At 30.9% G+C, this 13705-nt stretch carries 10 protein-coding genes and 1 other annotated feature; of the genes, 1 reads left to right on the top strand and 9 read right to left on the bottom strand.

Annotation, left to right across the window (positions count from 1 at the left end):
- Nucleotides 1-429, bottom strand: a 429-nt coding sequence (locus tag JHL18_RS18660; protein WP_200272025.1) for an ABC transporter substrate-binding protein, incomplete at its 3' end; no start/stop codon positions are given.
- Between the two features lie 578 nt (nucleotides 430-1007).
- A complete protein-coding gene (locus JHL18_RS18665) occupies nucleotides 1008-2186 on the bottom strand; it encodes an ABC transporter substrate-binding protein (RefSeq protein WP_200272027.1) in 1179 nt (392 codons plus the stop codon).
- Nucleotides 2187-2690: 504 nt separating this feature from the next.
- Here JHL18_RS18665 and JHL18_RS18670 point away from each other — a divergent pair.
- Nucleotides 2691-4406, top strand: coding sequence for a methyl-accepting chemotaxis protein (locus JHL18_RS18670; protein ID WP_200272029.1), 1716 nt, complete (start codon nucleotides 2691-2693; stop codon nucleotides 4404-4406).
- 99 nt (nucleotides 4407-4505) lie between these two features.
- On the opposite strand, the gene JHL18_RS18675 is transcribed toward JHL18_RS18670, so the two are convergent.
- From JHL18_RS18675 to JHL18_RS18705, 7 genes are all read right to left on the bottom strand, one after another.
- Nucleotides 4506-5063 carry a nucleotidyltransferase family protein gene (locus JHL18_RS18675; RefSeq protein ID WP_200272031.1) on the bottom strand — a complete coding sequence of 186 codons (558 nt, stop codon included), beginning with the start codon at nucleotides 5061-5063 and terminating at the stop codon, nucleotides 4506-4508.
- 370 nt (nucleotides 5064-5433) lie between these two features.
- Nucleotides 5434-6345, bottom strand: coding sequence for a pyridoxal-phosphate dependent enzyme (locus tag JHL18_RS18680; RefSeq protein ID WP_200272034.1), 912 nt, complete (start codon nucleotides 6343-6345; stop codon nucleotides 5434-5436).
- A 53-nt stretch (nucleotides 6346-6398) separates the two neighbouring features.
- On the bottom strand, nucleotides 6399-7544 hold the full coding sequence (locus tag JHL18_RS18685) for a trans-sulfuration enzyme family protein (RefSeq protein WP_200272036.1): 1146 nt from the start codon (nucleotides 7542-7544) through the stop codon (nucleotides 6399-6401).
- Nucleotides 7545-7819: 275 nt separating this feature from the next.
- Nucleotides 7820-8446 (bottom strand): class I SAM-dependent methyltransferase, encoded by a 627-nt coding sequence (locus JHL18_RS18690; RefSeq protein WP_200272038.1) that lies wholly within the window; start codon nucleotides 8444-8446, stop codon nucleotides 7820-7822.
- 121 nt (nucleotides 8447-8567) lie between these two features.
- Nucleotides 8568-8816 (bottom strand) — a binding site (T-box leader).
- Nucleotides 8817-8895: 79 nt separating this feature from the next.
- Nucleotides 8896-11385, bottom strand: a complete 2490-nt coding sequence (locus JHL18_RS18695) for an LTA synthase family protein (protein ID WP_200272040.1) — start codon at nucleotides 11383-11385, stop codon at nucleotides 8896-8898.
- A gap of 263 nt (nucleotides 11386-11648) precedes the next feature.
- A complete protein-coding gene (locus tag JHL18_RS18700; RefSeq protein ID WP_200272042.1) occupies nucleotides 11649-13031 on the bottom strand; it encodes a VanW family protein in 1383 nt (460 codons plus the stop codon).
- 185 nt (nucleotides 13032-13216) lie between these two features.
- The gene (locus JHL18_RS18705) at nucleotides 13217-13645 is read right to left on the bottom strand and encodes a hypothetical protein (RefSeq protein ID WP_200272044.1); all 429 of its coding nucleotides are present in this window, start codon (nucleotides 13643-13645) and stop codon (nucleotides 13217-13219) included.
- Nucleotides 13646-13705 lie beyond the last annotated feature (60 nt).

Raw genomic sequence — 13705 nt, forward strand, 5'->3', positions numbered from 1 at the left:
CCCTTTAGTAACCAATGGGTTTGTTGCTGATGTTGAAACTGTTGGAATCTTTGCCTTCTTTACTATATCTCCAGCAGCCATTGAAAGTGAGCTTCCGTAACTTCCTATTATCGCTGTAACCTTTTCTTTCTCTATAAGTCTAGAAGCAGCATTAGATGCCTCTACTTTATCAGACTTATTATCAACTATAACTAGTTCTATTTTCTTCCCATTAACTTCAGGATAAAGCTTGTTTGCAAGTTTTATTCCCTCTACCTCTAATTCTCCAGCACCAGCATTTGCACCTGTTAATGGTTCAAAAACCCCAATTTTTATAGTATCACTGCTACTATTAGTGTTAGAATCCGATACCTTCTCAATCTGGCAACTTGAAAGTACTGTTCCTACAGCCAATACTGCACTTATTATAATAGCTAATCTTCTTTTCATTATTTTAATCCCCTCTTATGAATATTTACGAATATACTTATTGCTGAATAACGCCTTCGTATGTTGTTGTTAATTTTATATCACCAAAATATTTTCTGTCAATTGAAAAGTATTGTTGCATTATTATTCAACTTCATAAAATTATTCACATATTATTCATTTATGGATTAATTTAATAATAATTCATTATATAGCTATTATAATTAACACTTTATTAAGTTTTTAGATTTATTTTTATTATTCTATCACTAAAACACACTTTTTATTATTTGTATTCCTCTGGAGGACAAGTTAGTTTTGTATAAATAATTACAAAACAAAAAATTAAAACCAAACTTTTTTGCATTTTTAGAAAGTATACATTTCATATTCTATATAGTATCAATGTAAACGTAATTATTCGTATATACTATTTATATATTTCCTTAATTCCTAGCCGATTTCAAACTTTTCCACTAAAACAGAGAGGGATCCTACTTCAAATATTAAATCATGTACGCCTTCAATGTAATAACCCAAGATTTTATACACACACAATTTAAGTCTTCACAAAGGATCCCACTAGTTTTTTAATTGCTCTATTTTGTTGGTTCTATTAAATCAAGATAAGTAAACTTTCCATCCTTTACTTGTTTAATAACCGCTGATTTTACTGCATTTCTATCTTCATCAAAATTAACAACACCGGCAGCACCTTGGAAATCCTTAGTCTTTACTAGCTCGTCTCTTAATTTAACTGAATCTTCTGAGCCAGTTCTCTTTAGCCCATCTACTAGTAAAAGATACGCATCATATGCAAGGGCTGAAACCGCAGCAGGTTCTTTACCGTTATATTCCTTCTTGTACTCAGTTAAGAATTTTTCTGATTCCTTTGTTATAGGCTTTTCCGTTGCAAAGAAAGTAGAGAATACTGCTCCATTAACAGCACTGCCGCCTATCTTTAAGAAGTCTGGTGTCTCCCATGTGTCTCCACCGACTATTGGAGCTTTTATTCCTAAATCTCTTGCTTGCTTTATTAGAAGCGCTGATTCAGTGAAGTTACCAGGCGCAAATATTACATCTGGATTTTGTGATTTTATATTAGTTAACTGTGCACTAAAATCTTGATCTCCAGTATTATAGTTAGATACAGAAACTATAGCTTTGCTATCTCCAGTTAATTTTGTGAATGAATCTGTAAAATACTTAGCTAATCCAACTGCGTAGTCATTAGAAACTTCTTGTACTATTGCGACCTTCTTAGCATTAAGCTTTGAGTAAGCATAATTTGCCATTACTGTTCCTTGGAATGGATCTATAAAACAAACTCTAAAATAGTAGTCATTTCCCTTAGTAACCAACGGATTTGTTGCTGATGTTGCAACTGTTGGAATCTTTGCCTTCTTTACTATATCTCCAGCAGCCATTGATAAGGAACTTCCCCAACTTCCTATAATAGCTGTAACCTTCTCTTTTTCAACAAGTCTTGAAGCTGCATTAGATGCCTCTACTTTATCAGACTTATTATCAACTATCACTAGTTCTATTTTCTTTCCATTAACTTCAGGATAAAGCTTGTTAGCCAGTTTTATTCCCTCTACCTCTAGTTCTCCACCACCAGCATTTGCACCTGTAAGCGGTTCAAAAACTCCTATTTTTATCGTATCACTACCACCACCACTGGACTTAGAGTCTGATACCTTTTCAACCTGACAGCTTGAAAGCACTGTTCCCACGGCTAATACCGCACTAATTATAATTGCTAGTTTTCTTTTCATTAATTTTCTCCCCCTTTTAATAAATACGAACATTCACTTATTGCTGATTAACTTTCTGCATTACATATTAGCGATTTTTTCAATAATTAATTTTTCAAAAATCGAAAAACACATTGTATTTTTATTCATGCAACTTTTTTATGTTTACATATTATACATCTTATTTACATTTAATATATTATCATACGATTTTCAAAATTACTAGCAATTTAATATATTTTTGCTTTTATTTTTATCATTCTATCACCAAAGTACACTTTTTATTATTTGTATTTCTACTGAATACATCTACAAATCATTTGCAATATTATTGGTTTTCATAATCACCATAAATACATTTGCAATTTTAAATAAATATATATGCATAAAAATATTTTTTGCATGTAAACGTATTTTTAACTTTTTTTCTATTTACTTGAATTTAAAAAACTCGATAATTATGATAATATGTTTATAATAACATTCGGCAAAAATATACAAACAACTTAAGAGGGGGCAATTATTTTGAAAAGGGGATTAAAATCAATCAAACTTACCACTAAAATCACTTATATCTTTGTGACACTTCTAGCACTTCTATTAATAATTGGGCTAAGTGAAATCTACAATCTAAGATCTGTGAATAACAATTTGCAACACATTTATTCCGTTAATATGAAAGCAATTCAAGATGTAAGGACTCTTAGGGAAAACATTCAGGAATCTCAGGTTAATACGCTTCTAGCTATGGATGAAAGAAATAAATCAAATCTATCTAGATACAGTGATGAAATTACTTCCCTTAATTTAGAGAACAATTCCATACTTCAGCAATATACAAAATCAGTAACAAGCAGTAAGGAAAAATCGCTTCTTAAAGATTTGACTACGATGTTAGGCGACTATATCAAGTCAAGAGATGAAACTATCAACTTTATAAAAACAGGCGATTATCAAAGAGCTAAGGATATCATAACAACTGTTACACTAAAAAGAGATTCCGTCGATAATGTAATTAAAAACATAGTACAATTCAATCAAAATGAGTCAAGACAAGCATATGATGATTCAAGAAGCACCTATAATCTTTCAATAACTCTTACCTATATAGTCTTAGGAGTTTCCTTAATCATTACAATATTATGTTCTTTATATCTCAGGTCCTATATAGCTAAAAAATTAAAATCAATAATCTCATTTACCGAAAAACTTAAAAACGGGGATTTATCAGATACACTTAAAGTTAAGACTCTGGATGAGTTTGGTAGAATTGAAGATTCTTTAAATGCAACCGTACTCTCATTAAGAAATGTAATTTCGGAGATAAACAATAGTGCAGTTAATCTAAGCTCATCAAGTGAGGAATTATCAGCAACAATGGAAGAAGTAACTTCAAAAGTAGATACCATAAATGAAAGCATACAGCATATAGGTAGTGGAGTTCAAGAATTAACTTCAAGCATCGAAGAAGTAAACTACTCTACAGATAAAATAGCTTCTCAAGTTACTGGTTTAGGATCAGATGCTGATCACAGCTATAATTCTGCTAAAGATATCGAAGCTAGAGCAACTAGCTTAAAGAACAACTCAACCGAACTAGTAAAGAACTCAAAAGAACTTTATATGTCTAACCAAGAGGCTGTACTAAGCTCTATTGAGCAAGGTAAAGTTGTTTCGCAAATTAAGCTAATGGCAACCACAATAACTCAAATTGCAGATCAAACCAACTTATTAGCACTTAACGCTATGATAGAATCAGCAAGGGCAGGTGATGCTGGAAGAGGTTTTGCTGTTGTTGCAGGTGAAATAATAAAATTAGCAGACAGTTCAATGTCAGCAGTTAAGAACATCAACAGGGTTACTGATCAAATAGAATTAGCATTTAAGAGTTTATCAGACAACGCCACTAACATACTTAAATATATAGAAGATATAGTCACTCCTACTAATGAAGAAATGATAAACATAGGGTATCAATATGGAGATGACGCAAAATTAGTTGCGGATATATCAAGAAAATTCCATCAATCATCCTACTCTATAAAAGGAATAGTAGAAAAGATAAATAGAGAAATCGAAAATGTAAGTGCTATGTCTCAACAAACTAACTCTTCTTCACAAGAAATAATAGAGAGTATATCCGAAGCTGCAGCTGCAATAGAGGAAGTTAGTAGAACTGCTATGTCACAGACTGAGCTAGCTCAAAAACTAAGTATATTAACTAGCAAATTTACACTTTAGAATATAATAAACTACTATCTTACTTACAACATCTTTTCAACAAAAAAATAACCTCGAAAAGTTTTTCGAGGTTATTTTTTTAGCCCTATTTTATAAAATTTAAGCCTTATCACCTGTAAGGCTCTTAATATTACAGACAACTGCTTCGGGCAAAGGTTGTGTTAAAGCCCTATCAAAAAGTTCATAGTGATTAACACCATTACTAATAAGATATTCTTCAATCATATTAACCTTACTTTCTCTTCCAGACATTAATTGATATAGCACATACCAATCTTCCAAAGAACTTAATGGTAATATATAATCATTTATTTTTCTATATTCAACTATAGCTGCTTCATCAATCTTAAGTCTATAATCTCCACACTGGTGGGCTAAGCCAAAGTTACACATTATATCAACTGATGTATCTCTTACTATATAAGTATAAAAATATTCAGTCAGGTATGGATACTTTTTCTCTTTTCTTTGCTCTATCCCAATCTTATCAAATATATCTTTTACTTTCATTATATCTTTTTCATCGATAACTATATCAATGTCATTAGGGCTGTCAACTATTCCATGGAAGTATAATAGTACCGATGACCCTATCATCCATCTTACTTTTTCTTTGTTAAGTTCGTTAGCAATATAATATAAATCATCAAACTTCAAAATTCTCTTCTCCTTCTATAAAAATATTATCTTTTCGTATAGCATGATTTAAATTCTTAGTATGTTTTTTGTTGTCATTATATTATTTTTACTAGTATTCAACATATCACTCCAGTATATTTTAGTATTTTATTTATGAATTAATGTTTAATCTAATAGCATAAAGATAATTTTCAATAGTTTTATTAATATAATAATCCTTTCAATACTACAAGCATCTAAAAAAAAACTTATATTAAAATGATCATATAATAAATTATACATTAGTAGATCATCTATGTGTTTACGTATTAATTAAAATCGGAAAATTTATAGCAAAAAAATTACAGAAGCATTAGAACTCCTGTAATTGTTAATAGTTGTAAAGTTATTAATTATATATACCTTTACTTAGATATCTATCCCCTCTATCAGGAAATATTGTAACTATATTTCCCTTATCTATAGTCTTAGCAAGTTTTAATGTCGCTGAAAGTGCTGCTCCAGATGAACTCCCCACTATAATTCCCTCTTTATATGCCAGCTCCTTTACTAACTTAAGAGCCTCTTCATCATTAATCTTTATTATCTTATCCACCAAGTTCATATCCATAGTTTTAGGTATAAAATCATTGCCTATGCCTTCTATATTGTAACAGCCAGCTATTCCACCACCCATAGTGGAGCCTTCTGGGTCTGCTAGAACTCCCTTTATAGTTTTATCTTGCTCCTTAAGATATTTTACTACACCACTGTAAGTGCCCCCACTACCAGCACCAGCCACCAAATAATCTATATTTCCCTCTAATGCTTTATATATTTCAGGACCTGTAGTTTCATAATGAGCAAGCGGATTATATATATTTTCAAACTGTTTAAAACTAATGGAATCTTTTGTAGCTTTCAAAAGTTCTTCTGCTTTCTCAACCGCCCCTAACATGCCAAATTCTCTAGGAGTGTTTATAACTTTAGCTCCAAGTGCCCTCATAAGCATTTGTTTTTCTTCAGAAAACTTAGTAGGTACTACAAATATAATATTGTACCCTTTATTTATTGCAGCCAAAGCTACTCCAAGTCCAGTATTACCAGCAGTTGCTTCTATAATTGTATGTCCTTTTTTTAGTAACCCCTGATCTTCAGCTGCCTTTATCATATATTCACCGATTCTATCCTTTACGCTCCCACCCGGGTTGCAGTATTCTAGTTTTGCAAATATATTTACACCTTCTTTTAAGCTGAAATGATTTAATTTAATAATAGGTGTGTTTCCTATAAGCTCTCTTATATCATTTATATATTCCACATTAATCCCCTCTTTAAATTGTTTAATACATCCATGTTATTTATATCTTATATTTATATCTTGGATTTATTTAAAGCACTCTGTATATCTTTAATTAAATCATCTTCACTTTCTATACCTATTGAAAGTCTTATTAAATTATCAACTATTCCAACTTTTTGTCTAATTTCATAAGGAATCGATCCATGAGTCATAGATGCTGGATGACAAACTAGAGATTCCACTCCTCCAAGACTTTCTCCAAATGTTATTACATCTAAGGATTCAACAAATTTCTTATAATCATAACCGTCCTTAAGAACAAAAGAAATAACTCCACCAAATCCACTTGCCTGCTTCTTATGAGTGTTATGTCCTACGTGACTTTCAAGTCCTGGATAAAATACCTTTTCTATCTCTTCTCTATTATTTAGATACTTAGCTATAACATCTGCATTTTTGTTGTGTCTATCCATTCTAACTGCTAAGGTCTTTATCCCTCTTATCAATAGGAAAGAGTCAAATGGAGCCAAAACACCACCAGTTGAGTTTTGTATAAAATGAAGTCTTTCACTTAACTCTTCATTATTAACCACTACCAAACCAGCTACTAGATCACTATGTCCACCTAAATACTTAGTAGCACTATGAACCACTATATCAGCACCTAACTCTATAGGTCTTTGAAGATATGGGGTCATAAAAGTATTGTCCACTACTGTTAGTATTGAATTTTCCTTAGCTATTTTTGAAACCGCTTCAATATCTGTTATATCCATTAAGGGGTTAGTTGGAGTTTCTATAAATATAGCTTTTACCTTATCATCTATACTTGCTCTAATTTCTTCAAGATCAGTTGTATTGACTATACCGTAACTTATATCAAAGTTCTTAAATACTTTGTCTAGAACTCTGAAAGTTCCACCATAAAGATTGTTTGATATAAGAAGCTTATCTCCGGACTTAAATAATGACACAACTGCTGTTATTGCTGCCATTCCAGAAGCAAAGGCATAACCTGCGTATCCTCTTTCCAATTCAGCTATTAGCTTTTCCACAGCTTCTCTAGTTGGGTTTCCAGTTCTTGAATATTCATATCCTTTATTTACACCAAATCCAGGTTGTTTATATGTTGAAGTTTGAAATATAGGTACATTAACTGCTCCTGTTCTTTCGTCTCCATCTATTCCTCCATGTATTAACAATGATTCAAAATTCATAATTATTTCCTCCTAATTTTTAAGTGTCCTTGTACATCAACTTTTAAGCACAAGCGTAAATGTTTTATAGATTTATTATATTTTTATATTGTAAAAAATTTCTTATTAATTTTATTAAACTGACTTTTTAAGCTTTCTAATCAAATTCATTTACCAGTGTATTTTTTATAAGACTGTACCACTTCATCATCCAACAGCATTATAGAATTTTAATGTAATTTCCTTAAATATTAATATTATAAATATATTGAAGTGGTACATATTTTACTTTATATTTATTTCTTAATTGCCGTGGCCATAAATATACCTGGGTTAGTAAACTCACCCTTGCTTGAATAGCCTTCGCATCTAAGCCCTGTATCTTCTACCTTTATAGCTGTAAATCCGGCGTTTTCTAACCATTTCCTAATCTGCTCTTCAGTAAATCCTAACCATTCATCATACATCTCTTCTCTAGCCCATTCACCATTATGCTGATATACATCAGATATCAAAACAGTTCCGTTTTGTTTTAATACTCTATACATTTCTTTTATAGCTTTCTCTGCATCTACTATATGGTGCAATGCCATATTTATAAAAACTCCATCTATTGATTCATCAAATAGTGCTAGGTCATCTAAAGAAGATTTTATTGGATAAATATTTTTAAGTCCTACATTATTAGCTGAAGCCTTTAGTTCTTTCAGCATATTATATGATCTATCTAAAGAGAATACCATTGCTGATTCTCGAGCAAGTCCCAATGAAACAAATCCTGTTCCACATCCTAAATCAGCTACCACCTTATCTTTAATATTAAATTTTGCTACTATTCTATCTCTTACCTCATCTTTGAAATATTCGCTCCTCATAGTATTCCATTTGTTTGCTATACTATCAAAATACTGATTAGAATTCATAATATCTTCTCCTTTCAAAATAAAATTATTATCTAAACAACTATAACTTTTCTTATATATAGGTAATTAAAAGCACTAACTTGGTCCTCTATAAAGTAAAAAAACTCCTGCCTCTAACATATATAGAGGCAGAAGTTATATTCCGCGGTTCCACTCTAATTAACCCTAAATTAAATTATAAGGTTATCTCCGAATTCAGGTACTTTACCATACCCTAACGCTTTAACGAGCGTACCCGCTGCCGTCTACTATAGTTCGAGGCAGAGCTCAAAGATGCATTCGCATAAGTTTTACTAAAAATCTCTTTCAGCCAAGGAGACTTATCTCTGGTAGCTAATCTCATGCTACTATTTCTTATCACAGCAATTTCCTATCAATCTTATCAACTTTCTAGGTTATATTATTATGATATGCTGACCCTTTAAATTTGTCAATAAAATATTAAAAATTTAATTTTCATTTATATATTGATTACCAAATAGTAAATCATACTGTATAAGCTTATAATCTTTCACCAATTCTTCATTCTGAATTTCTTTTCCATTTAAATGATTTTGTAAATAAGGATGCTCCTTATTTAATTGTTCAAGTATATTAAAATATATTGGATAAGATACACCTGATTCTTTTAATATATGTAATGACAATTGAGCTGGAGATATTTTCGAAGATAGTTGCGGAATATCTTTATAGTTAGACCATATGGCCAATTGGGTGATGTAACTATTGATATCAGAATCTATCTTCTCCTTATTATTAAAATAATTAAGCGAATTATAAACATCATATACACCTAACGGCTTACCTAGTCTTGGAAGATGGTCCCCAAAATAATAAACTACCGTAGGTTTATCAAAGTTTTTTAAACTACTAATCAGTTTTCCAAATGATCTATCTGCATCATATATACCTGATGCATAGTTACTTAAAACGGACATCTCTGCTTCATTCAAACTCTTTGATGATGTGTTAACCTCTAGCTTGCTATATTCGTTATAATAAGGATCATGATTCTGCATAGTGATTGCAAATATAAACTTAGCATTATCACCAGAAGATAATTGATTTATTATCATATCCATTAACTTTTCATCAGCTACATTTGTACCTTTTGAATCTTTTTGTTTATCAAAACTATCTATACTTATAAATTTTTTGAACCCCATATATTTATACACACTATCTCTATTATAAAAATTCTTATCATTAGGATGTATAGCTATAGTGTCATAATCATTTTTGTTAAATACATTAGCAAGGCTAGGGGTAGGCCTTCTCAAATATACATTATAAGGTATTATTCCAGGATTATTGAAATAGTTGCTTAATCCAGTTAAGACCTCAAACTCTACATTTGCTGTTCCTCCTCCAAATACCGGTGATACCATATATCCCTTAATATTATTTCTTACGTTTTCAACTATATCTTTATCGAACGTAACCCCCTTAAGCTGTGTCGCATCCCAAAAACTTTCGCTCATAATAACTATCACATTAGGTTTTATATTAATCTGTGAAGAAACTTTCACGTCATTATATCTGCTAAGCTTATCTAGCACACCAACAATACTATCCTTAGAATACCCTTCTGGCTTATCAGCTATATATTCATCGTAATCCTTTATGATCAAAAAATTTTCAAGAAACAAACCATTTCTTGCAGCTCCTACTTTACCTATACACCGTGACTTATCAATATCTAACTGATATAAATACTTAGAATTACTTAATATGTATACGTTCATTGCTAGTATTGCTAAAGATAAAATTAGCATATTAACCCTTAGTTTAGGTCTTAAACCATGCAGGATATGTCTTCTAAATTTAATTACAGCCATAATTAGCAAAATAGAAATCAATGTTATTGTTATAACGATTTGATAGTTAATATATCTAGTGCCAATCATAAAGGCATCTTTTATTAAATAAACTTCCCATGGATAAAATGGTTCGTCAAAAAAACTCAACTTAACTATATTTGCAATAAAAACAATACTAATTGATAAGTAAAACATAATTCTACCTAAGTTTTCTCCTGATAAAGAGATTATAACTATATATACCATAAGCAGAATCATAAAGTTTATTAATTCATGCATATTAAGAAATACATTAAAGTCAGTAATGATCTGTTTCGCTAAAATACAATCACTAAAATATACTATAAAGGCCGTAAAAATTAATTTTAAATTTATTGAAAGAATCAAACTTTTTTTATGTTCCTTTGATGAATCTGCGAAGAATAATTTTCTTTTTTGTATACCAGTGAAGATTCTATAAACTAGATAAGAGGCAGAAACGCATAAACTACTGTATATAAGCCAAATGAAAAGAGTTAGTATTAGGGTCTTTATATCATCGTTATATATTGTAAATGTGGCCATATTTCGAATAACACTATATGACCCTTTTATTCTAAAAATACAATTGAGCAAGAATACATCAAAAGGTATACATAATGTAATTAGGATATCCTGCAGTATACTTTTACCGGAAAAGCCACTCTGTGAAATATACCCCAATAAGTAGACAGGATAAAATATTATCGTAAATAAAGGTATCTTTATATACATTAATGAAGCTAGATAGATTGTTACAATACTAATACTAAAGGCTATCAAAAAAAGCTCTCTGCTCTTATTTGTAACCTTAGTTATGAAGTACCACATACAGTATGACAGTAAAAATAAATTAGAAAAATATAATTTATTATATCCCACTACTACGTTTATCAATATAATTAACAACAGTAATACTAGGAACTTTTTATCTAGACGAAACCTTAAAGCACCTGCCATAAATGTTAGAAATATTTCAGCTGCTATAATAGATAAAATTACTTTTGTATCGCTAAATTCAAAAAAACTTATATATGATATACCTAAAAATAAAAAAAATACAACTAAACCTTTTATATTTGCTCTTATCCAAGCTACCATTCATAATGCACTCCTTTTTAATGATTTCCTCTATATAAAGTGCCCAACTATAACATTATTATCCACTTAGTCACACATATAATCTCTAATGATTTAATACTTTTCAGCTACCACAGGTTTTATCTTATTATAACTTTATAAGAAAAAGACAAGTTATTCTGATTATTATTTCTAGTGATTTTTCTTTTAGGCACAATTCCTAAAGAACGAAAAAAAATCACTAAGCGATATCTTAGCGATTTTTTGTGCATCTAACCTTTCCATCATTCCCTTTTAGTCCCTATCCGTCTTACCCCGTCTTTTTTTACATAAGTATCATGGGACACAGCTTCCCTTGCTACTTCCTTGCCGTTTTCATAAGTAACTAGATAAGACTTGACCTTGTAACCGTCAATAGGCTTTTCATCCATTACCACTTGACCCTCTGGCAGATTTGGATCATTTACTTCAGTAACTTTAGCTGGGATTACAGTAGGCTCATCCGATACCAATTCATAGCTCTTACTACCCAATCCAGCTTTACTACCATATATATTAAAACTTACAGTTCTTCCACTTGTCATAGCTTCTATATAGATAGGAAAATCATAAGTATTTTTGAACTTATAATCTAGATATCCCCAAGTCACTGTGGCATCAAGCCCAAGAGGCGAATAAGTTGCTTTAAAGGAATGATTATGCCTTTCCACTGCTTTAAGATTGGCCCTCATAGCAGCTCTATACAACGTTGTAGATACTTGACATATACCGCCTCCTACATCATCCACCACTTCATTATTCTTATAAATAGGAGCCTCCCTGTAACCCTTTTCGTAAGTCCTTTCACCTAATGCCCCATTATAGCTAAAAGTATCTCCCGGCATAACTATTTTTCCGTTACAAGCCTTTACAGCTATTGCTATATTATTAGCTCTAGCTTCTGTTGAGGTTGAATAATCTGTTGAAAAAGACGCCAAAACTCCATCTATCCTTGACAGCTGTTCTTTAGTTATATTTGCATTTGCCACCTCTATTTGACCCTCAACCACTATGTCTTTATTCCAAGCTCCAGTTAATTCTTTTTTCAAGTTTTTATCAAGTAATTCTTTATTTAACACGACTCCACTCTGCTCTTCAGTTACAGCTATGGACCCATTAATTATATTAATTGAAGCATTTTTAGGTTTTTTATCTACCTTAGAAGCAATACTTTTCTCAAATTTATTTAATTCTTCACTATTATATTTAAATTTGAGATTTATGTTAGTTACCGGACCACTTTTAATTAACTTTTTCTTATGTAGAAGCCCTTTGTCTTTTCCATATTTAAGAGCGTCATTTACGGCAGTCTCTATATCATACTGTGGGTTTATTGTTTTATAGTCTAACTGAAATTTCTTATCCTGCACTCTTACAATTATTTTTTTATCATCCACAAACCTTTTCAGCTCATTATTTAGTAATCCCACAGCTTCTGCCTTTGACTTCCCCGACAAATCTATTCCTTCTATCCTTACTCCAGTATATATTTTACTATCCCATCGCTTTACATAATTATCAATGGAATACCAAAATGTAATAGCTGAAGCTATGATAACAACCGCACCAATAGCAGCAGCAATTATTAAAGATTTCATACTATTATTTTTTTCAGCTCTGCCTAGCATATAATTTTCCTCCATTAGTCCGGCTACAAAGTTTCAACCTAAATAGTTATGCTTGAATTAGGAACCCTTTAAGACTTTTTACCAAACATAAATTTCTTTTGAAATAATATTACCTGTATGTACTATTATTACAGAACTTAAGAGAAAAATATTCCTTAAAGGTAGATTTATAATTTGATAATTTCTTAAACCTTCCTCGTATTGTTAAATACATCTTTTATAAAATCATTATATTTAGGTTGTGCTATCATATAACTCTTCTCTCCACAAAACAGCAAATATCCGTTCCTGTAAGGATACATACTAAACCAACTCTTTGATTTTAGATGTACATCTAACGAGTTCGTAACACCTTTAGGATCAGGCCCATTATACTGCTGGACATCATCTCCAGAATCATTTATTAAGCCTATTAAGGTTTGTACCTCCTCCTTGGATAAAACTCTCGATGGTATATCCGCGTAGGAAACTTCAACCCTATCTATCTTGTCTTCAGTAACTTTCTTTATCTTATAAAAATCATATTCCTTTTCCTTAGTGTTGCAACTTACTAAACCTAAACACATAATTAACAACATAATTCCACAAATAATTTTAACATTTACTTTTTTCAATTATAATCACCACACAAATAACACTTCACATATAATACGAAGAAAAAAGGAAATAGTTAC

This window comes from Clostridium yunnanense, assembly GCF_016595795.1.
Lineage (GTDB): Bacteria > Bacillota > Clostridia > Clostridiales > Clostridiaceae > Clostridium_AR > Clostridium_AR yunnanense.

What these genes read in the sequence shown, in the direction of transcription:
- JHL18_RS18665 (WP_200272027.1), bottom strand. Translation starts at nt 2,186, where the DNA reads ATGAAAAGAAAACTAGCAATTATAATTAGTGCGGTATTAGCCGTGGGA.
- JHL18_RS18700 (WP_200272042.1), bottom strand. Translation starts at nt 13,031, where the DNA reads ATGCTAGGCAGAGCTGAAAAAAATAATAGTATGAAATCTTTAATAATT.
- JHL18_RS18685 (WP_200272036.1), bottom strand. Translation starts at nt 7,544, where the DNA reads ATGAATTTTGAATCATTGTTAATACATGGAGGAATAGATGGAGACGAA.
- JHL18_RS18690 (WP_200272038.1), bottom strand. Translation starts at nt 8,446, where the DNA reads ATGAATTCTAATCAGTATTTTGATAGTATAGCAAACAAATGGAATACT.
- JHL18_RS18695 (WP_200272040.1), bottom strand. Translation starts at nt 11,385, where the DNA reads ATGGTAGCTTGGATAAGAGCAAATATAAAAGGTTTAGTTGTATTTTTT.